29 protein-coding genes and 2 pseudogenes are annotated in these 25,364 nt (G+C 55.4%); 29 read left to right on the forward strand and 2 right to left on the reverse strand.

Annotated elements, in window-relative coordinates:
* The 29 genes and pseudogenes from HRU77_06310 (at window position 1) to HRU77_06450 (ending at window position 23,463) form a co-directional block, all read left to right on the forward strand.
* Window positions 1-513 (forward strand): hypothetical protein, encoded by a 513-nt coding sequence (locus HRU77_06310; protein QOJ20340.1) that lies wholly within the window; start codon window positions 1-3, stop codon window positions 511-513.
* Window positions 500-685, forward strand: a complete 186-nt coding sequence (locus HRU77_06315; protein ID QOJ20341.1) for a DUF2116 family Zn-ribbon domain-containing protein — start codon at window positions 500-502, stop codon at window positions 683-685. Before HRU77_06310 ends, HRU77_06315 begins: the two co-directional genes overlap by 14 nt.
* Window positions 686-1,015 carry a hypothetical protein gene (locus tag HRU77_06320; GenBank protein QOJ20342.1) on the forward strand — a complete coding sequence of 110 codons (330 nt, stop codon included), beginning with the start codon at window positions 686-688 and terminating at the stop codon, window positions 1,013-1,015.
* On the forward strand, window positions 1,012-1,326 hold the full coding sequence (locus HRU77_06325) for a cytoplasmic protein (protein ID QOJ20343.1): 315 nt from the start codon (window positions 1,012-1,014) through the stop codon (window positions 1,324-1,326). The genes HRU77_06320 and HRU77_06325 overlap by 4 nt, the downstream gene beginning before the upstream one ends.
* Window positions 1,327-1,381: 55 nt before the next feature.
* Window positions 1,382-1,624 carry a hypothetical protein gene (locus tag HRU77_06330; GenBank protein ID QOJ20344.1) on the forward strand — a complete coding sequence of 81 codons (243 nt, stop codon included), beginning with the start codon at window positions 1,382-1,384 and terminating at the stop codon, window positions 1,622-1,624.
* A 19-nt stretch (window positions 1,625-1,643) separates the two neighbouring features.
* Entirely contained in the window at window positions 1,644-2,186 is a 543-nt protein-coding gene (locus HRU77_06335) for a DUF3486 family protein (protein ID QOJ20345.1), read from the forward strand.
* A pseudogene (locus HRU77_06340) lies at window positions 2,183-3,655 on the forward strand (hypothetical protein). Before HRU77_06335 ends, HRU77_06340 begins: the two are co-directional and overlap by 4 nt.
* Window positions 3,656-3,728: 73 nt before the next feature.
* Window positions 3,729-5,237 carry a DUF935 family protein gene (locus tag HRU77_06345; GenBank protein ID QOJ20346.1) on the forward strand — a complete coding sequence of 503 codons (1,509 nt, stop codon included), beginning with the start codon at window positions 3,729-3,731 and terminating at the stop codon, window positions 5,235-5,237.
* A 126-nt stretch (window positions 5,238-5,363) separates the two neighbouring features.
* Window positions 5,364-6,596: a head morphogenesis protein gene (locus HRU77_06350; protein QOJ20347.1), complete on the forward strand. Its 1,233-nt coding sequence runs from the start codon at window positions 5,364-5,366 to the stop codon at window positions 6,594-6,596.
* A gap of 116 nt (window positions 6,597-6,712) precedes the next feature.
* Window positions 6,713-7,018, forward strand: a complete 306-nt coding sequence (locus tag HRU77_06355) for a hypothetical protein (GenBank protein ID QOJ20348.1) — start codon at window positions 6,713-6,715, stop codon at window positions 7,016-7,018.
* A gap of 2 nt (window positions 7,019-7,020) precedes the next feature.
* Window positions 7,021-7,473, forward strand: coding sequence for a phage virion morphogenesis protein (locus HRU77_06360; GenBank protein ID QOJ20349.1), 453 nt, complete (start codon window positions 7,021-7,023; stop codon window positions 7,471-7,473).
* A 138-nt stretch (window positions 7,474-7,611) separates the two neighbouring features.
* On the forward strand, window positions 7,612-8,655 hold the full coding sequence (locus tag HRU77_06365; GenBank protein QOJ20350.1) for a peptidase: 1,044 nt from the start codon (window positions 7,612-7,614) through the stop codon (window positions 8,653-8,655).
* Window positions 8,656-8,690: 35 nt separating this feature from the next.
* A complete protein-coding gene (locus HRU77_06370) occupies window positions 8,691-9,029 on the forward strand; it encodes a DUF2190 family protein (GenBank protein QOJ20351.1) in 339 nt (112 codons plus the stop codon).
* Window positions 9,030-9,088: 59 nt separating this feature from the next.
* Window positions 9,089-10,027, forward strand: coding sequence for a major capsid protein (locus HRU77_06375; protein QOJ20352.1), 939 nt, complete (start codon window positions 9,089-9,091; stop codon window positions 10,025-10,027).
* Window positions 10,028-10,096: 69 nt separating this feature from the next.
* On the forward strand, window positions 10,097-10,348 hold the full coding sequence (locus tag HRU77_06380) for a hypothetical protein (GenBank protein ID QOJ20353.1): 252 nt from the start codon (window positions 10,097-10,099) through the stop codon (window positions 10,346-10,348).
* A 2-nt stretch (window positions 10,349-10,350) separates the two neighbouring features.
* Window positions 10,351-10,758 carry a DUF1320 domain-containing protein gene (locus tag HRU77_06385; protein ID QOJ20354.1) on the forward strand — a complete coding sequence of 136 codons (408 nt, stop codon included), beginning with the start codon at window positions 10,351-10,353 and terminating at the stop codon, window positions 10,756-10,758.
* Window positions 10,755-11,189 (forward strand): hypothetical protein, encoded by a 435-nt coding sequence (locus tag HRU77_06390; GenBank protein ID QOJ20355.1) that lies wholly within the window; start codon window positions 10,755-10,757, stop codon window positions 11,187-11,189. The genes HRU77_06385 and HRU77_06390 overlap by 4 nt, the downstream gene beginning before the upstream one ends.
* Entirely contained in the window at window positions 11,189-11,425 is a 237-nt protein-coding gene (locus HRU77_06395) for a hypothetical protein (protein ID QOJ20356.1), read from the forward strand. Before HRU77_06390 ends, HRU77_06395 begins: the two co-directional genes overlap by 1 nt.
* Entirely contained in the window at window positions 11,412-12,344 is a 933-nt protein-coding gene (locus tag HRU77_06400) for a hypothetical protein (protein ID QOJ20357.1), read from the forward strand. The genes HRU77_06395 and HRU77_06400 overlap by 14 nt, the downstream gene beginning before the upstream one ends.
* A 101-nt stretch (window positions 12,345-12,445) precedes the next feature.
* Entirely contained in the window at window positions 12,446-12,793 is a 348-nt protein-coding gene (locus HRU77_06405; GenBank protein QOJ20358.1) for a hypothetical protein, read from the forward strand.
* Between the two features lie 50 nt (window positions 12,794-12,843).
* Window positions 12,844-13,167, forward strand: a complete 324-nt coding sequence (locus tag HRU77_06410) for a DUF1799 domain-containing protein (GenBank protein ID QOJ20359.1) — start codon at window positions 12,844-12,846, stop codon at window positions 13,165-13,167.
* A gap of 2 nt (window positions 13,168-13,169) precedes the next feature.
* Entirely contained in the window at window positions 13,170-17,312 is a 4,143-nt protein-coding gene (locus tag HRU77_06415; protein QOJ20360.1) for a phage tail length tape measure family protein, read from the forward strand.
* Window positions 17,309-18,247, forward strand: a complete 939-nt coding sequence (locus tag HRU77_06420; GenBank protein QOJ20361.1) for a hypothetical protein — start codon at window positions 17,309-17,311, stop codon at window positions 18,245-18,247. Before HRU77_06415 ends, HRU77_06420 begins: the two co-directional genes overlap by 4 nt.
* Window positions 18,247-19,971 carry a hypothetical protein gene (locus tag HRU77_06425; protein QOJ20362.1) on the forward strand — a complete coding sequence of 575 codons (1,725 nt, stop codon included), beginning with the start codon at window positions 18,247-18,249 and terminating at the stop codon, window positions 19,969-19,971. The genes HRU77_06420 and HRU77_06425 overlap by 1 nt, the downstream gene beginning before the upstream one ends.
* A complete protein-coding gene (locus tag HRU77_06430) occupies window positions 19,972-20,541 on the forward strand; it encodes a DUF4376 domain-containing protein (protein ID QOJ20363.1) in 570 nt (189 codons plus the stop codon).
* A gap of 24 nt (window positions 20,542-20,565) precedes the next feature.
* A complete protein-coding gene (locus HRU77_06435) occupies window positions 20,566-21,303 on the forward strand; it encodes a hypothetical protein (GenBank protein QOJ20364.1) in 738 nt (245 codons plus the stop codon).
* Window position 21,304: 1 nt separating this feature from the next.
* Window positions 21,305-22,306, forward strand: coding sequence for a hypothetical protein (locus HRU77_06440; GenBank protein ID QOJ20365.1), 1,002 nt, complete (start codon window positions 21,305-21,307; stop codon window positions 22,304-22,306).
* Window positions 22,307-22,357: 51 nt separating this feature from the next.
* Window positions 22,358-22,456: pseudogene (locus HRU77_06445) on the forward strand (DNA adenine methylase).
* Between the two features lie 176 nt (window positions 22,457-22,632).
* On the forward strand, window positions 22,633-23,463 hold the full coding sequence (locus tag HRU77_06450; protein QOJ20366.1) for a ferritin-like domain-containing protein: 831 nt from the start codon (window positions 22,633-22,635) through the stop codon (window positions 23,461-23,463).
* A gap of 32 nt (window positions 23,464-23,495) precedes the next feature.
* On the opposite strand, the gene metW is transcribed toward HRU77_06450, so the two are convergent.
* Window positions 23,496-24,113, reverse strand: a complete 618-nt coding sequence (gene metW, locus HRU77_06455) for a methionine biosynthesis protein MetW (protein QOJ20367.1) — start codon at window positions 24,111-24,113, stop codon at window positions 23,496-23,498.
* An 8-nt stretch (window positions 24,114-24,121) separates the two neighbouring features.
* Window positions 24,122-25,249, reverse strand: a complete 1,128-nt coding sequence (locus tag HRU77_06460) for a homoserine O-acetyltransferase (protein QOJ20368.1) — start codon at window positions 25,247-25,249, stop codon at window positions 24,122-24,124.
* Window positions 25,250-25,364: the final 115 nt, after the last annotated feature.

Consider the following 25,364-nt stretch of genomic DNA (forward strand, 5'->3'; position numbering starts at 1 on the left):
ATGCAATATTTAATAGCCATTGCGCTGTTGATCGGATTCGGCGGCGGCTTCTTTGTCGCCGACAAAATCGGCGATGCAAATCTCATGCAATGCGAGCTGGATACGGAAAAAATGCTCGAAGCGCATGAAAAAGAAACCGCCGACCGGATGCGCGACGCACAAAACGCCGCCAGCCGTGCGTTCAGCCACCTGACCGGAAGCTTGATCAAAACCCAGCAACACGCCGAGGATTTGACCGATGAACTCAAAAAACATACGACCGGCCGCAATTGCCTGTCTGCTGATGCTCGCCGCGTGCTCAACACCACAGCGGCTCAACAACAACGAATGCCCAAGGATACCGGAAGCGCTGATCGAGCCGCTGCCACCCCTGCCGCAGATAGCGTCGACCGGTACACCACCGACGCCGACATCGCCGCCTGGGCAGTAACAGTCAAAAAACTGTACGAACAATGCACCGGCCGCATAGAGGCGATTGCAATATGGGATGCGGGATTGAATGGACGACATTGACCGCGCAGGGGAATTGATCGACATGATGAATGAAAAGCTTGTGCAGCAAGCCAGAAACCGCCCCCCGGAAGCCTCCGCCACCGGCGAATGCCTGTTTTGCGGCGAGGATGTGAAACCGGACGTGCGCTGGTGTTCGCCGGAATGCCGGGACGATTGGGAGGCGCGGCACTAAATGGATATAACGATTACATGGCAGGTGCTTATCTGGGCGGTTGGATTGATGACAGCCTGGACGGCTTTTCTGATCGGCATCATCAAGTGGCTGATCGGGCGGATGATCCGGAATCTGGACGAACGGCTCAAAACCAACAATGACGATTGCACCGCAAAGTGGATGCAGATCGACGCCAGCCTGAGACAAACCGACGCGGATCTGAAACGGCTGATGACGCAACTGCCGATCGAATACCAGCGGCGCGAGGATTCCATCCGGGAATACACCGCGGTCAACAGCAAGCTGGATCGCCTTTATGAATTGCTAATGGAGCTAAGGAAAAAATGAACTCGCAAGATATCGTCGATCTCGCAAGAGCGGAACGCGAAAGCCTGCGCTGGATATTGCTGCTGGCGCTGTGGCACGCCCGGCCCTACGGCACCTCTGAGCATGTATTGTTGCGCACGGCGCACGACATCCCGCTGCGGGTAACGCTCGACATGGTGCGCAAGGAGCTGGGCTATCTCAAAGGTAAAAAGTTGATCACCGTGAACGAAAACCAGGCGCTCTGGCACGCAGAAATCACCGCCGAAGGCGAGGACGTGGTGGATTTTCGCGCGGCCGCACCGGAAGGTGTTGCACGGCCGCCGAAGTGGTGAGTTACGTGTTAACCCCTGCACGCTAATTTGGGGAAATTGTTTCAAGGAGATAGAAATGCACTACAGAAATGGACGCGAAGCAAAAAACGGGGACAAGCTTGTGAAACTCGCAGGAGGTAAAGTTGTTGCCTTTGGGGTTCTTCACGGCGCGACACCAGGTAACGACTACTGCAACGGAAATATAGCGGTTGTTCAGCCCGCAACAGAAGGCGCTTGCATGGTTGATTGCCTCCACATCGATGACGTGGCTGAAATGCTGGCAGAAAAAGGATTGGACAAGCGGCCAGAAGGCAAGTGATTAAAGGTTGCGTAGGAAAATGGCCCGCCAATCTAAAATAGACACCCTGCCCGCAGAAGTCAAAGACTGGCTGGATTCTGCCCTGTCCGAGGGCAATTTCAGCGGTTATCAATTGCTGTCCGGAGAACTCAAAACGCGCGGCTATGATATCAGCCATGCCGCCGTGCACCGCTACGGGCAGAAAATCGAAAAGCGCATGGCCGCCATTCGTGCCGCCACCGAAGCGGCGCAGATGCTGGCCAAAAATACGCCGGATCAATCCGACGAACTGAGCGCGTCCGTGATTCGCATGGCGCAATCCGAATTGTTCGAGGTCATGGTGGACCTGCAAGAGGCGGATGCCGAAAGCGATCCGGCCAAGCGCGTCAAGCTGCTCAGCCGGGCTGCGGTGGCGATATCCAACCTGGCCCGCGCCAAAGTCACACATCGCAAATGGCAGGACGAAGCGCGCGATCGCATCGAAAAAGCAGCCGCATCCGCTGAAAAAATCGCCAAGAAAGGCGGCCTGTCGGCGCAATCCCGCGAACAAATACGCCGTGAAATCCTGGGAATTGCCGAGTGACCATCCCCGTCGTCATCCCCGACACAGCCGCAGACAATGTAACGCCTGCGGTTCTGCTCGCCTACCAGCAGCGCTGGGTGGCGGACGATTCGCCGCTCAAGGTCATTGAGAAATCCCGCCGTACCGGGCTGACCTGGGGAGAGGCGTCGGACAATGTGCTGACCGCAGCATCCGCCCGCTCGGCCGGTGGGATGAACGTGTATTACATCGCCTACAACCAGGACATGACCATCGAGTATATCCAGGCGTGCGCGATGTGGGCGCGGGTGTTTAACTACGCCGCCGGTGAAATCGAAGAAGGCTTCTGGGATGGCGAGGACGAAGAAGACAAGCATATCAAGACGTACACGATAAGATTTCCCAGTTCCGGTTTCAGGATCGTGGCGCTGTCCAGCCGCCCAAGCAACTTGCGCGGCCGCCAAGGGACCATCGTCATCGACGAGGCCGCATTCCATGAGAAGCTGGGCGAGCTGCTGAAAGCCGCCCTGGCGATGCTGATCTGGGGCGGCAAAGTGCGCGTGATTTCCACGCACAACGGCCAGGACAATCAATTTAACGAACTGATCAACGATATCCGCGCCGGAAAACGCAAAGGCAGCGTGCACCGGGTGACATTCCGGGAGGCGGTTGCAGACGGGCTGTACCGGCGCGTCTGCATGCGGCTGGGTAAAGAATGGACAGCGGAGGAAGAAACCGCCTGGGTGGCGAGCGTTTACGAATTTTACGGTGACGGTGCCGCTGAGGAGCTGGATTGCATCCCGGCCAATTCCAGCGGCGCGTGGCTGACCCGCGCCCTGATCGAATCGCGCATGTCCGGTTACACGCCGGTGTTGCGCTGGGAATGCAAGGACGGTTTTGAATTGCTGCCCGATCACACCCGGCACGCGGAATGCCAGGATTGGCTGATTGCCAATCTCAAGCCGCTGCTGGATAGCCTGCCGAAAGAAGCCGTCTCATTCAATGGCGAGGATTTCGGCCGCTCCGGCGATCTGACCGTGCATGCACCCTTGCTGCAAATGCAGAACCTTACGCGCCGCATGCCCTTTCTGCTCGAGCTGCGCAACGTGCCATTCCGCCAGCAGGAGCAGGTCGCTTTTTATCTGCTGGACGGCCTGCCACGCTTTCGCGGCGGTGCGTTCGATGCGCGCGGCAACGGCCAATTCCTGGCCGAAGTCGCGATGCAACGCTACGGCCCGCAGCGTATCCAGCAGGTCATGCTGTCCGAATCCTGGTACCGCGAGCACATGCCCCCGGTCAAAGCGGCGCTTGAGGACGGCACACTGGTTGATCTACCGAAAGACGCCGACGTGCTGGACGATCTGCGCGCAGTGCAAATGGTGCGCGGCGTGCCAAGGATTCCGGACACACGCACCACCGGGCAGGACAAAGGAAAACGCCACGGCGACGCGGCAATCGCCATCGCGCTGGCTTATTACGCCAGCCGGGAAATGAAAGGCGGCCTGATTGAGTTTATGAGCGCGGGAAATCGAGAAACAACGCCAACCGGTTATAACGGCGGCAGAATAGATTGGAGCGGATTCAATGGCAGATAATAAAACTGAACAACCGGAATTACAGGAAATCGCCACCAGCCGCGACGGCCGCGACATCACGCGCGGCTGGCTGTCTGCGCTGATGCATGCGCCGATTGACGATGTGATCGTGGTCGAACGCGGCGGCGGCGATTATCAGGTCTATGCCGATGTGCTGCGTGACGATCGTGTGCGCACCGGCATCAATCAACGCATTTACGGCGTCATCGCCAAGCCTTGGGAAGTCAAGCCGGGCGGAGAAAGGCCGCTCGACATCGAAGCGTCCAATTTCATCAAGAAACAACTTTCCAGCGTTGAATTTGACCGCATCACGATGAAAATGCTGTACGGCGTTTTTTACGGCTTCTCGGTCGGCGAGGCGATGGTTGCCCGAGATGGCGCGCGCATCGTCTTGGATAAAGCGCGCGATGGCGTCAAGGTGCGCAACCGGCGGCGCTTCGCTTTTGATGGCGAAGGCAATCTGCGGCTGAAAACCGTCAACAACACAATGCCCGGCGAACTGATGCCGGATCGCAAGTTTATCGTCGCCACGTTCGGCGCGGATCACGACGATGCGCCGTATGGTCTCGGCCTCGCGCATTATTTGTATTGGCTGGTATGGCTCAAGCGCAATGTCACCCGGTTCTGGGCGTTTTATCTCGACAAATTCAGCTCACCCACGGCCGTGGGCAAATACCCGTCCGGAACCGATAAGCCGGATCAGCAGAAATTGCTGGACGCATTGCGGGCGATACAACGCGATTCCGCCGTGGTGGTACCGGAAGGCATGGAAGTGATTCTGCTGGAAGCGCTGAAGAGTTCGGCTGCGGATCACAAAGGCTTCATCGATCAAATGAACGAGGCGATCTTAATGGTCTGCCTGGGTCAAACCGCCACCGCCCAAGGCACCGCCGGAAAGCTCGGCGGGGACACCGAACGCGAAGCGGTCAAGGACGCCATCCTGAAAGCGGATAGCGACATGCTATCGGAACAGTTTAACCGCACCATCATCACCTGGCTGACCGAGTGGAACTTCCCCGGCGCGGTACCGCCCACGGTTTACCGAGTCTTCTCGGACGAAGATCTGAATGCGCGCATTGACCGGGATGTGAAAATTTCCGGCATGGGTTTCAGGCCGACGCTGAAATACATCCAGGAAACCTACGGCGGAGACTGGCAGGAATCCGCCGCACCGGCAACGGACGGCGGCGCAAATCTCACGCAATCCGGCGACGGCGGTAAAAAAACCGCTTTCGCGGAAAACGATGAAACCGATATCGACCCCACATCCAGCGACAGCCAAACCGACATTCTGGCGGATCAGTCAGCCGACGCTGGCAAAGTGATGCTGGATAAAGTACGCGACCTGGTCGACAACGCCGAATCTCTCGAGCAGCTGCGCGACGACTTACTGGCCGCTTACGGCGATCTGGATTCAAGTCAGCTCGTCAACGTCATGGAGCTGGCGTTCATCGCGGCGGACTTGTCCGGCCGCTACGATGTGCAGGAAGAAAAATGAAACCGCATAAAACGCGATTTGTGCGGTTTTCTCAGCCCTGGATATATCAACGGTTATCAAAGGCGATAACAATCAAAATTGAACCCCGATTGAACCCCTTAAAATCGATTCCGTATCGGGGTACGAATGCCGCTTAATCTATCCCAGACGCAAATTGCTTTCAATGCGCGCGGTGACGGCAAGTTTAATAAGCAGTTCCAGGAGCAGGTGGATTTCTTCCGGGGTAAGCTCAATCTGCCGACCGAGCGCTGGGATGATATTGTCAGAAACGCGCACGATCGCGCTTTTATCGTCGCCGGTGCCGCCAAGGCGGATCTGCTCAATGATCTGCGCGACGCGGTGGATAAAGCCATCGTCAACGGCGAGTCGATAGGCGCATTCCGCAGCCGCTTCAACGATATCGTCAAAAAACACGGCTGGGAAGGCTGGACCGGTTCCGGCAGTCAAAAGGGGCGAGACTGGCGCACGCGGGTGATTTATCAAACCAATCTATCCACCAGCTACGCCGCCGGGAGGCACAAACAACTGAACGATCCGGATCTGGCCAGCGTGCGGCCGTACTGGCAATACATCCACAACGACACCGTGCAGCACCCGCGCCCGCTGCACGTGAGCTGGTCTGGCATGGTGTTGCACAAGGATGATCCCTGGTGGCAGACGCACTACCCGCCGAACGGCTGGGGCTGCCGTTGCCGCGTCAAAGCGATGCGCGCATCCGAATATAAAGGCGCAAAAGCGCCGGACGATGGAACGCGCACGCATATCGACAGCGCCGGTGTGCACCACACCGTACCCAACGGCATCGATTACGGTTTCGATTATCAGCCTGGCGCACGCACGGATACCAAGCTGCGCGAGTTCGTGCAGGAAAAATTGATCAAGCAGCCGGATGCGATCAGCAAGGCGCTGAGCCGTGATGTCAACCGCTACATCAATGCAACGGCCGATATCGCCGGTTTTGCGCGCCGAGCCTTGACCGAGAGGAATGCGGACGAAAATCTGTGGCTGGGTTTTGTGGATGCTCCGGAGAGAATCAAACAAACGATTGACGATGACTTAACCGGGTACATGGTGCTGCTGCCTGGTCATGCAGTGCGACACGTGGAAAGCAGCCGTGCATTCGATGGCGGCGGACAGCGTCCGGCTGAACCGGATGATTTTCGGGATGTGATGGATGTTTTTAGCAACGGCGAAATATCCGGCGGCAAGCAAAGCGGCAAAGGCCATCAAACAATCAAAGTGCTGGGTAAAACGAGCAAAAATGAAATTGCGCGACTGATATTTGAAATTCTTAAGGGGAAGAAAAATCAGGCCATTGCGCTGAAATCAATGGTGATTAAAACAAAGGACAAAAAATAAGGCAGGCGGGATCCAATGCACGCTTGCGCGCCCCCGAACTATACGTCCGAAACGAACCGCCTATGCGATGCAGGATAGCTTAAGCGGTAAATTTTATCAACAGGAGGAAATGCAAAATGCCAAACTCGTATTATCTGAAAAATCGCGACCGCGAGCCTGATTTATCGATCAACGCAACCACTGCATCCGGCACCGCGGCGCTGCCAGCCGGTGAATACAGTATTTATTGCAAGGAGCTGGTCGACTGTTTTGTCCGGACGGGTAGCACGGCGCTGGATACGATGGACGAAAACAGTCAACGGTTGATTGCCGGGAACATGATCGAAGTGATCGTCGAAAAGGACGATAAAATCTTTGCAATGTCTTCTTCCGGCACGGCAACGCTGGAAATCTGCAAAGTCCGCAATAACATTTACTACTGATCATGCGCATCCAGGTCGATTACGACGATCAGGAAGTCACGCGGTTGCTGCAACGTCTGATCGACGCGGGCGGCAATCCGCGCCCGGCGCTGCTGGAAATCGGTGAAGAACTGGTGGATTCCACCAAAAAACGCTTTGAAACCGAATCGGGGCCGGACGGTACGCCGTGGGCGCGCAATAAGGCGTCGACGATCAAGCGCAAGGGCCGCGATAAACCGCTGACGGCAGGCGGCACATTGATGGATCAAATCAATTATCAGCTCAGCGACGATACGCTCGAAGTCGGCAGCCCGACCGTTTATGCCGCCATGCAGCAATTCGGCGGCACCAAAGCGGAATTCCCGCACCTCTGGGGCGACATCCCCGCCCGTCCGTTCATCGGCATTTCGGATGAAGATGAAGAAATGATCATCGGCCTTTTTAACGATTACCTGGAAAAACAAATTCAACCGTAGGGGCGCATTGCATGCGCACTGGTTGCATGGGCGCGTGCAACTCGCCCCTACATACCCCAACATGCCCCCGCAACACCCCTATTAAAATTTAAACTGCTTTAATTTAACAGTCTGATCCGCCGGGCTATTCTGTCCGGTATGAATATCGAAATCCCAATTTTCAAACCCGGCACACACACCGCAATGAGCGGCGATCAACGCGCTTATTCGGATGCCGATCTGGCCGCAACGGCTGCCGCTTACGATCCGGCGTTGTTTGATGCCCCGGCGGTCATCGGCCACCCGGAACACAACGGCCCGGCCTGGGGCTGGGTGGAATCGCTCGCGATTAAGGGCGGGGTGCTGTCCGCAAAGCTTCGTGATCTTGACGCTAATTTTGTCGAGATGGTGCGCGCCAAGCGGTTCAAAAAGATTTCCGCCAGCTTTTATTTGCCGGATTCCCCGGCCAATCCGAAGCCTGGCGTTTTTTATTTGCGGCATGTAGGCTTTTTGGGTGCGGCCGCACCGGCGCTGAAAAACCTGCCCGCAGTCAATTTATCGGAATCCGACGGCGCGTTGATTTACGAGGAACAAATGTACTACCACCCCGCCGCAAATCTCATGCAATCCGGCCAAACCGGCCCAATCGACCACACGGAGAAACCAATGACGCAGGAAAATGATGAGCTCAAAAACCTTACTAAGAAAATTGCAGCACTGGAAGCCGAGAAAGCAGCGCTTGAGACACAATCCGCGAATTATCAGGAACAGGCCGCTGCTGCACAGACGGCATTGGCCGACCGCGAGCGCGCCGCCAGACATGACTCGCATGAAGCCTTTTGCGACAAACTGGTCGACGACGGACGTCTATTGCCTGTTGCTAGGGCTGTGGCCGTGGCTGCGCTGGATCTGATCGCGGCGCAGGAAAAACCGCTCGAATTCAGCGAGGGGGGCAACACAGCGCAACTGACCGTCGACAAATTCAAGGCCGCTTTATCCAGTTTCCCGAAAATCGTCGATTTTGGCGAACGCTCGGCGGACGACGGCAAAACCGGCAAACAGCGCGCAATAGTCAATGTTCCGCAGGGGTTCGATGTCGACCCCAAAGCCGCCGCGTTGCATGACAAAGCACTTGCGTACATCGAGCAGCATCCCGGCACCGAGTACCTGACGGCCGTGGCGGCAGTCGAGCGTACCGCATAACCATCCGTATCGATCAATAAACTCAGGAGACAACCATGCAATTCACCCCACTTTTACCGCTCACCATGACCGCATCCGGCGCGGTAACGGCCGAGCGTTTCGTGACCCCGGCGGGCGCGCAAGTGTCATCCGCCGGGGCGGCCGCAATCGGCGTGTCGCGCATGACCGCCGCAAATGGTGCATCGATGACCGTCGACACTTACGGTACGGCCATCATCGAGGCGGGCGGCTCGATATCGAAAGGAACAAAGGTCAAATCCGGCGCGGATGGTCGCGCATTGACTTATGACACGGGCACGGCAACCGGTATCGCATTGCAGGAATCAACCGGTGCCGGACAGCGCATCGAAATATTGGTGCTCCCGGCAGCGTAACCACGTAGGGGCGCATGGCATGCGCCCGAATGGATTTTTAATTAATTAGGAGTACCAAAATGTCCCAGATGGCAGCCCCTTTAGTCGCCGATCCCGTTCTCACGCAGATCGCGCGCGGTTATAAAAACCCCGCATTCGTCGGCAATGCATTGTTCCCGGTTGTGCCTGTCGGTTTGCGCGGCGGCAACATCATCGAATTCGGCAAGGAATCTTTCCGGCTTTACAACACGGCGCGCGCGCCGGGATCGAAGGTTGCGGTTGCGCAATTCGGTTACACCGGCAAGCCGTATGCGCTGACCGATCATTCGATCAGCGGATTGGTGCCTGTCGAGCATCTGCAAGAAGCCGCCAATCAAGCGCCGAGCATCAATCTGGCAACCGGCGCGGTTAATTTCGCCCGCAACATTATCCTGCAGCGGCTTGAAATAGATCAGGCAACCATTGCGCGCACGGCCGGGACATACGCATCGAGCAATAAAATAACGCTATCTAGCACCGCCCAGTGGTCTGATTATTCCGGCACATCCGATCCGATCCGCGATGTCGACGACTACAAAGAGGCGGTACGGGCAAAAGTAGGTGTTGACCCGAACACGATACTGCTGCCGTCGAAAGTGTTCCGGAAAGTCAAAAACCATCCAAAAGTATTGGAGCGCATCAAATACACCGGGCGCGATTCGGCAACGCCGGAAATTCTGGCCGGATTGTTCGAAGTCGAAAATGTGGTTATCGGCAAAGGCGTTTATCAGGATGCCGACGGCAACATGCAAGATGTCTGGGGCAAGGATGTAATTCTTGCGTACACCAACACCGGTTCCGTGGCCGACATGGGCGCGCCGAGCTATGGCTACACCTATCAACTGTCCGGCTATCCGGTCTCCGAGGCGGCTTATTACGACAACGGCTATAGATCATGGCTCTACCCCTGCACGGACAGTGTATCGCCCGTAATTGCAGGTGCCGACGCCGGTTTCCTAGTCATCAACGCCATCGCATAACCCGGCAATCAACCCATGGGGGGGCGCATCGCATGCGCCCTAAAAACAAACCAACCGGAGCAGACCAGAATGTACAAAGTGTTAATCGATTATCTTAACCACGGCGGCCGCAAGCGCGTACCGGGTGAATTGCTCGATATGAGCGATGAAGACGCCGCGCCGCTGATCAAGATCGGCGCGATTGAAGCGGTACCGGAAAAATCGCCAGATCTGGTCGATGACGGCGGCGGCTCTCCGGACAACAATCAGACCAATGGCGCCGGTTCCGACGCATCTAAAACCGGCAAAAAAGACAGCAAAACCAAAACCAAAGCGGAATAGCGATGGCCTACTGCACGCAACAGGACATGATCGACCGGTACGGTGAGGAGGAGCTGATCCAACTGACCGACCGCGAGCAAACCGGCGAAATAGACGCCACCGTGCTCGGTGCCGCCATCGATGACGCTACTGGAACGATGGACGCTTACCTTGGCACGCGCTACACGCTGCCCCTGGCCACGGTACCGGCGGTGCTAAAGCGGATCGGCTGCGACATCGCCCGCTACCTGCTCCACGGCAACGAAGCGCCGGAAAGCGTGGCGGACAGGAACAGCGTGGCAATCGAATTTTTGCAAGCGGTAGCGAAAGGCGATCTGGATCTGGCGGTAGGCAGCACATCCCAGAACAGCGGCGGTGTGGCGTTTGAATCAGGCACATCCGCATTCGGTGAGACGGAGAACTGGCCGTGATAACCCTGTTTGACCCGGAATGGATCATCGCACGGCTGAAAACCGAAGTCCCGACGCTGAAATTTGTCGGCGGCTCGGCGGAGCTGGCCGTCGCGGAGGCTGATCTTAAGCAAACGCCGTCGGCGTATGTGTTTGAAGCAGGTGATGATGCCAGCGAAAACACAACCGGAACGATGGTTGTGTCCCAGCAGAACAAGGTCAGGTTCGTTGTCGCGATCGCAACAATGAATTTCAGGGATTCACGCGGACAGCATGCCGGGGCGGATATGCGCACGATTCGCACAGCGATACTGAATGCGCTGCACGCCTGGAGTCCGGACAACGAATTTAATCCAATCGAAAAGCGCTCCGGCCGCCTCATCAAAATGAGCAAAGCCGTGCTGTGGCGGCGCGAAGAATTCGTAACTTCCCATTTAATCAGGAGCGTGTGATGGTCAAGAAAAAAACCAACGACAAAACAGAGGTACCGGTACCGGACGCGGGAACCCCGCCAGCCTTGCAGGTCGATGAATGGCACGGTATGGGCGGCAGTTACATTATTGACCAGGCCACCGGTAAACGCATCCGCATCGAAGGCCCGGCCGTAGGGGCGGATAGTGCCAGCCCGGCCGAACAACCGGAAACCGAACAACCCCAAGGGGAGGCATTAGCCAATGAAAGCGAATAAGAAATTTTTGGCAGTCAAAATAGAAACCACTTACGGCACCGACGCAACACCTGCAATCGGTACTGATGATGTGTTGGTTTCAAATTTCACGATAGTGCCATTAGACATCAAATACGCCGAGCGCAACACGGCCCGGCCGTACTTCGCCGCACGGGAAAAGATTAATGTCGGCGACACCGTGAAAATGGAGTTTGACATCGAGGTTTCCGGCGCGGGTACGGTTGTTGGGATACCGGCTTACGGTAAGCTGCTGCGCATCTGCGCCATGTCTGAAACGGTTACGCCAACAACCGGGCCCGTAACATACGGAATCATATCCGACGGTGAAGAATCGGCCACATTCTATTTCAACTGGGACGGCGTGCAACACATAGCGCTCGGTGTTCGCGGCAATTGCGAATGGCGATACACAGCGGGAGGTATTGCGTACATCCACGTCACTGTAGAAGGGTTGGTTGGAGCAATCGGCGTTGCGGCACTGGGTGGCACGCCTGATTACACGGCATTCAAAAAACCAGTCGCTGTTACCAAGGCGAATACCACCTTCTCGCTCCACGGCTACGCAGCCGCGCTCGAATCGCTGACGATCAATCGCGGTGCTCAGAACGTTTATAAAAACCGGCCGAACTCGGAGCAAATGCATTTTGTCGACGGCCAGGTTACCGGCCAAGTTGCAATCTTGCTGCCCAAAACCGACGTGAAAGATTTTTATGCCATCTGCCGGGCGGGCACCACAGGCGCACTGGCAATGACGCACGGTACCGTGGTTGGCAATAAAGCCATTCTCGCCGCAAGCAACGTGCAACTGACCAACCCGCGCACCAGCGAGGGCGACAACATGATCATGCTGGCAATGGATGCCATTTACTTGCCCGCAACCGATGCAGGCAGCAACGAATTGACGTACGCAACCCAATAACCACCCGGCGGCACCGCCAATGGGGGCGATTGCGCCCCCATCCGGGCAAAACGTTGGGGCGCGTTGCGTGCGCCCAAACCCAAATAACCAAGGAGATCAATATGTTCAAAATCGAAAAAACAAGAAAGATCAATTGGCCGATCACGATTAACGTTCCGCAAGACGGCGGTGAAACCAAAGAACAGCAATTCACCGCGCAATTCGAGCTGATCAGCCAAAAGGAATATGACGCATTTTATGCGGAAGAAAGCGCTGAAAAAGATATCGGTCTTGCGCGGCGTGTGCTGACAGGCTGGGGTGATGATGTTTTTGACGAGGACGGAAACCATCTCGAATTCAATGACGAAAACCGCGAAAAGCTAATAGCGATTCCGTACGTACGAAACGGCATCGTCAGATCCTACATCTGGTGCATGCACGGCAACAAGGCCGCAGCAGCAAAAAACTAAAGGACGCCGCCCGGTGGTGGGCAGCAAGGCCGGTGCGGATGGAGCGGGAGATGGATCCCCGCGCCGCCGATCCGCCGGAGTGGCAAGAAGCAATAGCAAAACGGGAGCAAGGCGATGATGACGACGAAAACGACGATGAAACCGAGCTCTTCGGGGTTTTCCCGGAAAACTGGCAAGCGGTCATGGTTTTTGTGCGGCTGCGCCGTTGCTGGCGCGTTGATCGCTTTGCCGGTGTGTACGACGGCCTGGATCGCCCTGCGATAGAGAGCACGCTAAAAATGCTGGGCATCAAGAAAAAAGACCGTCCGGAAATATTGGCAAAGCTGGAAATCATGGAAGATGCGGCACTCCCTATCCTCAATCGTAAAGCCTAAAAATGTCAAAAAACCTCGAAGTTGGCGTAAAAATCACGGCGGACGGAAAAGGTCTGGTTGGTGAGGCGCGTGCATCAAAGGATGCACTGAATCAACTCGGCGAAACCGCCAAGCGCGCAAACAACGAAGCGGCTTCTTCCGCTGAGCGTTTTACCGCAAACCTGAAACGCCAGGCTGATACGCTCGGCATGACATCCGCGCAAGTGCGCGCGTATGACGCGGCACAAATGGAGATGACACAAGCCCAGCGCGCCTCGGTGGAAGCGAGCAACCGGGCGATTACATCGTACGAAAATCAACAGGTAGCGCTGGACGATCTCAGAACCCGTGCGGCGGCGGCCGGTGTTGCCGTCGGTACTGCACTGGTTGCCGGGCTAAAAGCATCGATTACCGCAGCCGGTCAGGCGGAGCAGTCGCACTTGCGGCTTGGAGCTGTGCTGAATAGCACCCGTCACGCGGCAGGGTTGACCAAAGCCAATCTGGACGAAATGGCCGACAGCATGAAGGACAAGCTGGGCATCGACGATGACGCGCTGCGCGATTCGATGGCTGTTTTGCTGACTTTCCGCAACATTTCGCGCAACAGCTTCGGCGAGGCGCTGGAAACATCCGCGAATTTGGCAGCGGTCATGCAAACCGATCTTAAATCGGCGGTGTTGCAACTCGGTAAAGCGTTGGAAAGCCCGGACGAAGGATTAACGGCGCTGAAACGCTCGGGTGTGTCTTTTTCTGAGACACAAAAAGACATGATTAAGGATCTGGTGGAAACCGGCCGACAAGCCGAAGCCATCACGCTGATCCTGAAAACCATGAAAGAGCAAGGGCTCGACGGCGTCGCTGAATCGATGAACCAGGGAATCACCCAATCATCGCGTGATGCCAGCATGGCCTGGGATGATCTGCTCAAAACCGTTGGCGGCACGGATACCGTTAAAAGCGGTGTCGATATCGTATTGGGTTCATGGACAGGTTACCTGAAAGACATGCGGCAGGTTATCGAGTCCGGAGACTGGCTCGACCGTCTGGCATTTTTCACCATCGGCCTGAAAACGCCGGACATGATCGCCAAAAGCAATGCACCGGCGGCAGCGGCCGATCCGGCCCAGCAAGCGCTTGCCGATGAAGGATTGGCGCGGCAGAAAGCGGCGCAGCAAGCTGAGATCGCGGCGATTGCCAAGAAAAAGGCCGACGAGGAAGCCGCTAAAGCCGCCGAAGAAGCCAGCAAACGCGCCATCGCGGCAGCCAATGCGCGCGCGGAAGCGGAGAAACGCGCTTATCAACAATCGATTGATGGCGCAAACCGCACCATCGCTGCCCTAAAGCTAGAAACCGAGCAAATCGGCCTGAACGCCATCCAGAAAAAAATGCTCGTGGCAGCCACGGAGGCCGCAAAAGCGCCGACCGAAGAGCTGGCGCAAGAAATCATGGCATCGGCGCAAGCCTGGGCGATGGCGACGCAGCAACAAGAAGAACTGATGGCTGCGGAAAAAGAGCGCATGGAAGGCATCAAGGCCATCGAAAAAGCCGAACAGGATGCGGCGCGCGCGGCTGAGGAAGCAGCCAGAAAATCGGCAGCCGAGTGGAACCAATTGTGGGGCGGTGTCGAGCAGACTGCCAAAACGGCATTTGTGCAATTCGCCGCGCACGGCAAATCCGCGATGCAGTCCATCGGCGAATCGATCAAGGTGGCGATTATCGATGTGTTGTATCAGCTCACCGTGCGCAAGTGGATCATCAATATCGGGGCATCGCTCAGCGGTGTGCTGGGTGCCGGTACCGCCAATGCGGCCGGGGCTGGCAACATCATCAGCAGCGGCTCGAATCTTTTATCAAATGGCCTGAATATCGGCTCGCTGATTGGGCGCGGCGCGTCTGCACTTGGATTCTCGTCATTCGGTGCCGGAGCTAGCGGTGCGGCAACGGCCGGTGTGTTTGGTGCGGGTGGGCTGAATTACCTTGGCGGTGCTGGAACAGCGCTTGGAGCTGGTGCGGAATTTGGCGGTATGGCGGCAGCTGGAGCCGGGTTAAGTGCTGGGCTGGCTGCTGCGGCCGGGCCTTTAGCCATCGCTTTCGCGGCTACGCAAGGCTTGAAAATGCTGGCCGGTGACAAAAGGCTGGGCGGCGGGTTTGGTAATGTTATGAACAAAATCGGCGATATCCCCATCTTGGGCGACATGATGCCGATCATCCCGCTGATCAATGCACTGTTTGGCCGTGGGCCATTGAAACAAAAAGAAACATCGCTAACCGGTTCGATTGGGATGGAAGGTTTTGAATCCGGCATGCTGCAAACGCGCTTTGTGGCAAAAGGCGGCTTGTTCCGCAGCAATAAAACGGATTTCGCGCGTGTCGATGCGGTCACCGGAGACGTTTGGACTGACAATCAAAAGCAGCTTGGCGCATTCGCGGAAGGTTTATCGAAAGCATCCAAGGAAATATTCGGTGTTTTTAACGATACTGCAAAACAAACATCAACCGCATTAAAGCAAGTCGGCGGCGATCTGGGTTTAAGCACCGATGCGCTGAAGGATTTTCATTACCAGATCAATTTGGTATCGGAAAAAGGCAAGGCGTTAACGGAAGAACAAATCGGCAAGGAAATCGAGAGCATGACCGATGCAATGGTGCGCAAGCTATTGCCAACGGTGGATGAATTCTCTAAACGCGGCGAAACATCAATCCAAACAATCAGCCGCCTGGGCGCTGAATTCAACGCACTGGTCAGCGGCGCTGAATTGTTGCTGGGTAAATCTTCCGCCGATGCGAAGGCGATGATTAATGGCGGCACGTATCAGGGCCGTACCGCGTTTGTCGATGCGGCGGGCGGTTTGGATGTGTTGAATCAGAAAGTGGCTTTTTTCGCCGACAATTTCCTGACCGAAGCCGAGCGCCTGGCACCGGTACAAGGCAAAGTTAATGATGAATTAAAACGCCTCGGTTTATCAACCGATTTAACGCGCGATCAATTCCGTGGACTTGTGCAATCGTTCGGGCAGGTTAACGGAATCACCGAAGAAACATTGCAAGCGCTGTTAACGCTGGCCCCGGCATTTGCGCAAGTGCGCACCGAAACTGCAAACCTGACCGGCGCGGCATTCGCAGGATTGCAAAAAGCCGTCGAAGTGGAAAAAACAAAAATCACGCAGCAATATAACGACGCGCTTAAAACCGTCAACGGCCGCATTGAGGATGTAACCCAATCGGTCGGCAAACTGCGCACCCTGTCCGATGCGCTCAAAGCCACCGTCAGCCAGATCCGGCCAATGAGCCGCGATGCCGCAAAACAGCAAATTCAGGACGCCATCTCCGCCGCGCGCGCCGGTGGCGCGCTGCCGGAAGCCGATAGCCTGCGCGAAGCGCTGGGCACATTGGGCAAAGGCGCGCCGGGATTCACCGGCAGCTTTGAATATGCGCGCGAACAAGCCAAAACGGCCAATCTGGTGGCCAGCTTGGGCAAAATGACCGACGATCAGCTCACGCTCGATGAACGCAGCCTGGCAGCATTGGAAGCGCAGCGCGACCGCTTGACCGCCGGTTTTGAAGCCGAAACCGCGCGGCTGGATAACTTGCTGACGCAGGGCCAAGCGCAGATCGATGCGCTGAACGGCATCAATACCGGCATTGCTTCACTGGCGGACGCAATCGGCAAATTCAACGCGGCCAGCATGGCGGCCGGTGGCGGTGCGATCAGCGGCGGTTCGCTGGGCAATCCGGACATCAGCAACCAGCAGATTATCGATTATTTCAAAACCGCGCACACCCCGGACGAAATCGCCAGAGACGCGGGCAAATATGGCGTGTCATCGGCGCAGATCGTTGCCACCGGACGATTTACCCAAGCCGAAGCGGACAAGTTTTTTAGCGATAACCCGGACATTCCACGCTTTGCAAAAGGCGGTTTTCATCGCGGCGGCATGCGCATCGTTGGCGAAAACGGCCCGGAACTGGAATCGACCGGCCCGAGCAGAATTACCAGCAATAACGATCTGACCAAGCTGTTGAGCAATGCGGATGTGGTTGAGCAGTTGAAAACTCTAATCGGAAAGATAGAAGAAACTACGACATATAACAAGCGTGTGTCCGATAAGCTGGACGCAGTAACGACGATTTCAAATGGAAAAATCGTGTTGAGGACGGGGACATGACAAAGCGTTACGTCAAAGCCATGATCCCGATTGATATTACGGATGCGATGCTGGTAAGCAGCTCGATTGTCGAGCCGTCCGCATCCGAGCCTGCATGGAGCCCCGTGCCGACTTATGCGGAATTTGACAAGGTAAGCGTAATTACGGCGAATAGCCACCTGGTATATGAGTCGCTGCAATCCGGCAACACAAATCACGCGCCGCCGACACTGCCCGCAATTTCTAACGAGTGGTGGATTCTGAAAAGCTACACCAACCGCTGGCGTATGTTCGAGTGGAATCGCGGATTGCCAAGCGTGGGCGGTTCTCCGGCCACTACCGTGATACGTCCAGGCCGATGCATCAATTCGATCATGCTGCTTGGTCTGAAGGCGGCAAACGTGGAACTGACGGTACAGAACGGCATAGGCGGCGATGTGGTGTTCCAGATCAGCAAAAATCTATTGGCGCGCTATGCAGTAACGCCTTACGAAATAATATTCACCCCCTTCATTTACGACAAAGTGTTTGCAACGTTCGACGTGCCGCCGGTTGGCGACCCGGTTATCACGCTGCGCCTCACGCATCCTAGCGGTGTTTGCGAAGTTGAGCGCTTTGCGACCGGCATAGCGATCGATCTGGGCGAGGTTGAGTGGAACACGGCGCTTGAGGATGAAAACTATTCGCCAATCACATACGAGGCTGGCCGGGCCAATTTTGAGCCGGTGCCGAACATGCCGGGGCTTGAGCTGCCCATCGTGATCGATTCCAATCGGATCAACCGCGCGCTGCAATTCAAAGAGCTTGGCAACGGGAAAGCCATCGTTTGGTCGGCGATGCCAACGATTTCTGCATATGAGCAAATGCACACGATGATCGGGCCGTACCAGCGTTTCAAGATTTCAACGGACAACCATAAACAATCTTCACTGAGTGTAAAAATCAGGGGTATTTAATGAGCATAACCGTTCCGCTTTTCGGCACTATGCCGAACGAATTAACGATGACCGAAAGCGAATTCAATGCGGCCTGGTACGCGGCGCTGGGGAATCTTAACCCCTATGGCTCGGCCCTCAATGCCCTCGGCGCGCAAGTCGAACAATACGCGCTCGATGCGGAAGCCGCCGTGGCGGCGCTGCCGAATGCAATGTGGGTGTCCGGCACATTCGCGGATGGCGACGTACGCTGGTCTCCGACAGATCATCAAGATTACCGCAACAAAGGCTCGGGAAGCAGAACAACCGACCCGGCACTCGATCCAGCCAATTGGGTGCCGCGTATCAGAACTGGCAACGGCGGCGCGGATACAACCAGCAGCGCCGTTGACATCACGCTGACATCGAGCAGCGGACGCTTGCAGATCATCGCCATGACCGCAGCGGGCAAAAAGGTCATCATGCCAGCCGCCAGCACGCTGACCAAGGGCACTCCGGTGTTTGTGCTTAAAAACGCAGGGACTTACCGGGTTTCGGTGCATAAAAACGGCGGCGGCTTTATCTGTTACCTTTTGCCCGGCCAGGTCATCGCGCTGCATTGCTCGGATACCGGTTCATCCGCTGGGGTATGGCAAGCCAGCGGCGCGCCGGTGCCGGATATTTACACCGGCAGCAACGCCGAGGTGCTCAATGCTGTCGATTCCCGGTTTGTTGCCGTGGCAATGCTGGGCGCGACGCAAGCGATTTGCGCGTTCCGCAACGAATCAACCACCTATTTGAATGCTGTGGTGCTCAACTACGGCTCATCCTCCGGATCCCCGGCGCAAGTCGTTGCCGATGCGTGCAAAGACATCAGCATTGCCGCGCAAACCGGCAGCCAGGCGACGGTGGTTTATAAAAAATCAACCGGCGAAACCAAAGCCGTGGTGCTCGATATCACCACCAGCACCACGTTTACGCCGGGCACGGCCAAACAGATCGACGCCACCACCGGCGGCAGCGGCACGGCGGTGTGCGCGCAATCCTCCACGCAATTGCTCGCGGTTTATCAAGGCTCAAGCGGCACGACGCCAAAAATGCGCGTGCTCGATATTGTATCCAGCGCAGTCAACGAGAGCGCGGAAGTCGCGGCGGACGGCACAAACTGCGCTGCAACGCACATGCGCGCGGGCAAAGTGAGCAGCACCAAAGCCGTGGTGGCGTTCCGTAACAACTCCGGAAACCGGGTGCAACTGCGGTTGCAGACGATTACCGGATCAACCCCGGCGCCATCCGGCAGCGTGCTCGATTTGTCTGGTATGCCCGGTACATCGCCCGCGCTGCAATTCGGCCTGGTGGTGATGAGCACAACTCGCGCCGTGGTCGTCACCGCCGTCGACCGCACTTATGCTGATTTGATGATTTCGCTGGTCGATATCTCCGGATCGTCGCCAGTGCTGCTGCGCAATAAATTGATCCGCGTGGGCGCGAATGGTTCGCTGGATCTCGATGCGGCCAAACTCGACGCCAATAACCTTTATGCCACCTGGACAGGAGGTGGCAGCCTGGGAACAGACGGCATGAAGATCAAGATCACCGATGATGACCAGATCATCGCCGGCGAAATTGCGGAAAAAATCGAGGAGAAAATAGAAGCGTCCAACAATCGCGTTGCCTGCGCCGCGTTAGATAGCGCGCACGTCATCGAGGTGTGCCGCAACAAGGACACGTACCTCAGCGTGAAAACAGTGGAGATCGCCGCGTAAATGGCTATCAAAATCGTCCGGCGCAGATCTGATCATGCGGTGCTGTTTGCAGCGCCCGTGCTCGCGCTCGGCGACACAATGGTGACCGGCGATGGTTGGACGTGCAAGAACCTGGATGTGACGCTGCTGGAAATCCTTGAAGTCGACGGCCTGCCGGAATTTTATGTTGCCGGCGGATGGACATACGACAACGGCGCATGGACACCGAATAGCACCGGCAATCAATACATGCTGCCAGCAAAACGCGCCGCAAAAATAGCCGAACTCGAAGCCGCGCGCCTGGCGTTGGAATACTCCGACATCACGCACGCCGGGCAAACCTGGAAAACAGACACAGACGCGCGCGCCCTGCTCGCGCAAGTGCTGTCACCCGGCAGCGTCCGGGCCAATGCCTACTGGCGCGATGCCGCCGGAGCAAAACACACTATGACATACGCAGACCTGCAAGCGCTCGGCCGCGCGATATCCGACCGTGGCTATGACGCCGATGAAACGCTGGAAACCAAAAAAGCCGCAGTGGCAGCAGCCGCAACGGCAGAAGAGATCGATTCGATTACATGGGAGAGTTAAACGGGACAATTTAGTATAGCCGCGATGTTGAATGCTCTTAAAGTACCGCGCTGGATTTATTCCGGCGGCGTTCCGGTTGGATTGACCGATCCAGATACTGGTTTAGCCGTGCCGCAAACCAACTCGGTTGCAGACTGGGCCGCACTGCAAGCAATCCCGAAATCATCAGTTAATGATGGCTTATGTATATTTGTAACTGCTTATAAAGCTTGGTTTGTGTACATGCATGCAGTTGGCAGATGGGTAACTAACAGAGCGGTTATCTACTCTCAGGTTTTTGGTACCGATGCGGCCCCAACTTGTTCACTGGGAACCGCGTCTTTGTCTGCATCAACGCCATTTCCTCACGGCACAATTAATATCCCTCAATACATGCTAAATCAGAATAGCGTGATAAGAATAATGGGGCAGATAAAAAAACATGGCACTACTGGATCACTCAGTCCTAATTTATATTTGGGCACAACGAATAACGTGGTTTCATCCGATCCTAGTGCCTGGGCCGGAAGTTTTGCAAATACGGACGGCCATACACTGGATTTTTGTCCAATAATTACTTTCGGCAGTAAAACCAGTTACAGAACAAGCTATGCAAATCCCGACAATCAAGGCAGTTCCACAAATGGCGGTTTGCTGGAAAAAACAAGCAATATCAATACCGATGCATTAGGCGGTATGTATGTCAATGTGGCGTTGCCTGCTAAGTCGGCGGGAGATTCGTACGATCTTTTGTTTTTAATGGTCGAGATAGTAAGGAACTAATATGCTAGTCAGTGCGCGCCACGGTAAAGTTAAAAAAGTTGCAGTCACGCCAGGGCCTGATTTTATGACGGTCTGGGGGAGTGGTGTTGTTAGAGGCGAACTCTCCGGTGGTTCGGTATTCCCTTCGTTACAAAATAGTGGGTATAAGTACCTTATTACTACACCTGCTATCGAGGATTTTACGGCAAGGAAGATTCCAGATAGTTTATATAACATATTCGGCCCTTTGGCCACTCTATCGATTTATAAGCTTCCTAACAAAGCCGGATTGATGGATGAAAACGCTGTCACTGCCTGGATTAAGGGCGATTTGGCGTCTCCTATCGGCCCTAATGATTATAGCAATGAGCTTTACTTTGAGCTTACCCAGCGTGACGGTGCCAATACTCCTCAATGCAATTTGGTTATTGATAGACCTAACGCCAGCCCGACCACGCCCCCGGCCACGAATTTAAAAACTCATTACTACAAGATAAGGTTGTATCTTGACCCTAATATCGTTTCTAATCTGGCTCTAACTAATTACATCGAGCTTCTGTGGGCAAAATCAGGCGGTTGGGAAGGTAAATTCTTCGGTGTCTTTCGGCTAAAAATCGAAGTCGTTAAGGGTAATAACGGTCTTTATTATATAGGCACTGTGGACAGTAACGCTAATGGTGTTGGGGTTGGCGGGATTCCGGGCTATCCTACTGTGCAACTTTGGCAAAGTCCTCAACAACATACTAACTTTCTTGCTCCATCAGCGTTTGCCGGATGGAATACTTTCGAGTGGTTTTACAATCCGCCTCAAGATAAAGACGATTTAACTACCGGCAGATGGTGGGTTACTGTGCAACCTGACGGCGAGCAGAAGATAACCATCTGCGATTACGCTGGCGGCAGACTGTCTGATCCGGAAGGATTGCCTATTAACCGCCTGGGTGTAAACCTATACTCCAATGGCGCGAACCCCAATATGATGCGTGTCGGCCCGTGGGAGATCTGGGATCGCTATCCGGGATAACATATAACCCGGCCGTCGTAACCCACAGACTAAACCTGTGAGCCACAGCCCGTCGTCGACTTTGGATTGGATCAATACGACCGGCTGGCCGAACTGGCTAAAACGATCAAAGGCAAGATGATCATCACGGTCAACGATATCCCGAAAATTAAAGCACCGGAATTTTAAATAAGTTTAAACATGCCGGAATCTCATATAATCCGGCGCGTCTCATTTAATTTGTGCTTCCGTCTCATATAATTTTTTCCGGCCTACTGCGCAAAGATATAATAGCGTTTTTGCTTAAATCCGATTTCTTTTTCTCACACAGCTCTCGAAAAGCCGGCATGGAATCCTTGTTTGACGCCGCCCAGGACTGCCTCATGGCCTGCACGGCCGAAGAAAAGTTGCGGCTGACCGCACAAACCGCACAAGCCTGGCAAGATGGATTATTAACGGTGACGTCATGCGATGAACCCGAGCCCATCCTCGAACCGGGACGCCCTGACAAACCCGTTTTGGTTGCGCCGGGCGATGTGCCTAAGCGCCGCATGAGCACTCACGAGGGATTAGCGGCACTGATCCATGCCATCACGCATATCGAATTTAACGCCATCAATTTGGCGTGGGATGCGGTGTACCGTTTTCGTAACCTGCCGCGGCAGTTTTATGCAGATTGGATCAAAGTGGCCGCCGAGGAAGCGTATCACTTCCAATTGTTACGACGGCGATTGAACGAACTCGGCAGCGATTACGGTGAATTCCCGGCGCATAACGGTTTGTGGGATATGGCGGTGCGCACGGCGTTCGATCCTTTGGTACGCATGGCGCTGGTACCGCGTGTATTGGAAGCCAGAGGATTGGATGTCGCGCCCGGCATGATCGAACGATTACGTCAGGCGGACGATGAGAAAACGGTGACAGTGCTGGAGATTATTTTGCGCGATGAGATCGGGCATGTCGCGATCGGATCGCACTGGTTCCAGTACTTATGCCAGCAGCGCGGACTCGACGCCGCGCGGACATTTCACGAATTGGTCGGACACTATTTTCCCGGGCAGATTTGCGGCCCTTTCCACTATGAAGCGAGACAACAAGCGGGGTTTTCCGCAGCGGAACTCGAAGCGCTTGAACAAATGGGAACCGGCAAGGTACAGGGCGGAAATACAACGCCGTGAATGGCGGAACCAGCCGCCAACAAAGTCAAAAATTACATACGCCGTTCAAAGCGGTAAAACGCCAGCATGCCGCGCAGATTCGGCAGAAAATTAACCGGACGGTAATGATTGCTCATCACCTTGCGCTCCAGAATGCGCGCGTTGCATTGCCGGCACAGGTCTTCGAAATCGCTCAGGGTGCAGAGATGAATATTGGGTGTGTTGTACCAACGGTACGGCAGCGTTTCCGACACCGGCATACGGCCGGAAATCACTTGCACGCGGTTTTTCCAGTTACCGAAATTGGGAAAGGAAACGATGCCTTCCTTACCGACGCGCAGCATTTCCTCGATGATGCCTTCGGTATGCCGCATCGCCTGAAGGGTTTGCGACAAAATCACATAATCGAACGAATCCGATTCGAAGCTGGATAATCCGGCTTCCAGGTCATTCTGTATCACGTTGATGCCGTTGCGAAAACAACTGAGCAGATTGGCTTCGTCGATTTCCACGCCGTAACCGAACACATTGCGCGTGTCGCGCAAATAGCGCAGCAACGAACCGTCGCCGCAGCCCAGATCGAGTATTTTCGCGCCGGGTTTGATCCATGCCGCGATGGCGGCGAAATCCGGACGTAATGCCAGGGGTGAAGGTGTCGAGTTATCCGTCATGTTTTTAGTTAGATCGCAATATTGTCCATATACGCTCGCACCAGTTGATGATAACCGGACGGTTCCATCAGGAACGAGTCGTGACCGTGGCTGGAGTTGATTTCCGCGTAACTCACGTTGAGTTCGTTATCCAACAACGCTTTGACGATCTCCCGCGAACGCTGCGGCGAGAAACGCCAATCCGAAGTAAACGAAATCACCAGGAAATTCGCCTTGGCAGCCCGGAACGCCGCGCTCAAATCGCCGTCGTACGACGCGGCGGGATCGAAGTAATCCAGCGCCTTGGTCATCAGCAGATAGCTGTTGGCATCGAACAAATCGGCGAACTTATCGCCTTGATAGCGCAGATACGATTCGATTTCAAACTCCACATCGAAACCGAAAGACAGCTCGCCCTTGCGCAAACTGCGGCCGAATTTCGCCGCCATCGAATCGTCGGACAGATAGGTGATATGCCCGAGCATGCGCGCCAGGCGCAAGCCGCGGCGCGGCAACGTGTCGTAAGCATAAAAATTACCGCCGTAAAACTCCTGATCGGTCATGATCGCCTGGCGCGCCACATCGTTAAACGCGATATTCTGCGCGGTCAATTTCGGCGCGGCGGCGACCACCAGCGCATGACGCACTTTTTCCGGATAGTCGAGCGTCCACTGCATCGCCTGCATGCCGCCCAGGCTGCCGCCGACGATGGCGGCAAATTGCTCGATGCCTAAATGCTCGGCCAATTGCGCTTGCGCCTCAACCCAGTCTTCCACCGTCACCACCGGAAAGCTCGCGCCGTACTGCTTACCGGTGCGCGGATCGATACTGGCCGGGCCGGTGGAGCCGTGACAGCCGCCCGGATTGTTCACACCGATGACAAAAAAACGATCAGTATCGATAGGCTTGCCGGGACCAACCATATTGTCCCACCAGCCGACGCTCTTTTCATTCTCGGCATATACGCCGGCCACATGGTGGTTGCCGGAAAGCGCATGGCAAATCAAGATCGCGTTGGAACGCGCAGCATTCAACCGCCCGTAGGTCTCATACACCAGGTGATAGCTCTCCAGCGACAATCCGCTTTTCAACTGCAATGGCTTATCGATCTGCACGTACTGCGGTGTTACCACACCGACTGATTTTGAATCTTGCATGTATAGAAATTAGAAGAATCCGGATGAAATAACGCAATATATCGGCTTCATTATATCGCCAAAAAAACCGCGTACACTAGCAGGCTATTGAAAAACTCCAATTCAACACGCCAGA

This window comes from Gammaproteobacteria bacterium, from assembly GCA_015709615.1.
Classification (GTDB): Bacteria; Pseudomonadota; Gammaproteobacteria; order Burkholderiales; family Nitrosomonadaceae; genus Nitrosomonas.

Coding starts and splice junctions, on each gene's coding strand:
- HRU77_06380 (QOJ20353.1), top strand. CDS start 10,097: ATGTACAAAGTGTTAATCGATTATCTTAACCACGGCGGCCGCAAGCGC.
- HRU77_06420 (QOJ20361.1), top strand. CDS start 17,309: ATGACAAAGCGTTACGTCAAAGCCATGATCCCGATTGATATTACGGAT.
- HRU77_06345 (QOJ20346.1), top strand. CDS start 3,729: ATGGCAGATAATAAAACTGAACAACCGGAATTACAGGAAATCGCCACC.
- HRU77_06450 (QOJ20366.1), top strand. CDS start 22,633: ATGGAATCCTTGTTTGACGCCGCCCAGGACTGCCTCATGGCCTGCACG.
- HRU77_06435 (QOJ20364.1), top strand. CDS start 20,566: ATGTTGAATGCTCTTAAAGTACCGCGCTGGATTTATTCCGGCGGCGTT.
- HRU77_06400 (QOJ20357.1), top strand. CDS start 11,412: ATGAAAGCGAATAAGAAATTTTTGGCAGTCAAAATAGAAACCACTTAC.
- HRU77_06330 (QOJ20344.1), top strand. CDS start 1,382: ATGCACTACAGAAATGGACGCGAAGCAAAAAACGGGGACAAGCTTGTG.
- HRU77_06415 (QOJ20360.1), top strand. CDS start 13,170: ATGTCAAAAAACCTCGAAGTTGGCGTAAAAATCACGGCGGACGGAAAA.
- HRU77_06370 (QOJ20351.1), top strand. CDS start 8,691: ATGCAATTCACCCCACTTTTACCGCTCACCATGACCGCATCCGGCGCG.
- HRU77_06425 (QOJ20362.1), top strand. CDS start 18,247: ATGAGCATAACCGTTCCGCTTTTCGGCACTATGCCGAACGAATTAACG.
- HRU77_06335 (QOJ20345.1), top strand. CDS start 1,644: ATGGCCCGCCAATCTAAAATAGACACCCTGCCCGCAGAAGTCAAAGAC.
- HRU77_06395 (QOJ20356.1), top strand. CDS start 11,189: ATGGTCAAGAAAAAAACCAACGACAAAACAGAGGTACCGGTACCGGAC.
- HRU77_06320 (QOJ20342.1), top strand. CDS start 686: ATGGATATAACGATTACATGGCAGGTGCTTATCTGGGCGGTTGGATTG.
- HRU77_06310 (QOJ20340.1), top strand. CDS start 1: ATGCAATATTTAATAGCCATTGCGCTGTTGATCGGATTCGGCGGCGGC.
- HRU77_06360 (QOJ20349.1), top strand. CDS start 7,021: ATGCGCATCCAGGTCGATTACGACGATCAGGAAGTCACGCGGTTGCTG.
- HRU77_06440 (QOJ20365.1), top strand. CDS start 21,305: ATGCTAGTCAGTGCGCGCCACGGTAAAGTTAAAAAAGTTGCAGTCACG.
- HRU77_06375 (QOJ20352.1), top strand. CDS start 9,089: ATGTCCCAGATGGCAGCCCCTTTAGTCGCCGATCCCGTTCTCACGCAG.
- HRU77_06325 (QOJ20343.1), top strand. CDS start 1,012: ATGAACTCGCAAGATATCGTCGATCTCGCAAGAGCGGAACGCGAAAGC.
- HRU77_06460 (QOJ20368.1), bottom strand. CDS start 25,249: ATGCAAGATTCAAAATCAGTCGGTGTGGTAACACCGCAGTACGTGCAG.
- metW (QOJ20367.1), bottom strand. CDS start 24,113: ATGACGGATAACTCGACACCTTCACCCCTGGCATTACGTCCGGATTTC.
- HRU77_06385 (QOJ20354.1), top strand. CDS start 10,351: ATGGCCTACTGCACGCAACAGGACATGATCGACCGGTACGGTGAGGAG.
- HRU77_06350 (QOJ20347.1), top strand. CDS start 5,364: ATGCCGCTTAATCTATCCCAGACGCAAATTGCTTTCAATGCGCGCGGT.
- HRU77_06315 (QOJ20341.1), top strand. CDS start 500: ATGGACGACATTGACCGCGCAGGGGAATTGATCGACATGATGAATGAA.
- HRU77_06355 (QOJ20348.1), top strand. CDS start 6,713: ATGCCAAACTCGTATTATCTGAAAAATCGCGACCGCGAGCCTGATTTA.
- HRU77_06430 (QOJ20363.1), top strand. CDS start 19,972: ATGGCTATCAAAATCGTCCGGCGCAGATCTGATCATGCGGTGCTGTTT.
- HRU77_06365 (QOJ20350.1), top strand. CDS start 7,612: ATGAATATCGAAATCCCAATTTTCAAACCCGGCACACACACCGCAATG.
- HRU77_06410 (QOJ20359.1), top strand. CDS start 12,844: ATGGATCCCCGCGCCGCCGATCCGCCGGAGTGGCAAGAAGCAATAGCA.
- HRU77_06405 (QOJ20358.1), top strand. CDS start 12,446: ATGTTCAAAATCGAAAAAACAAGAAAGATCAATTGGCCGATCACGATT.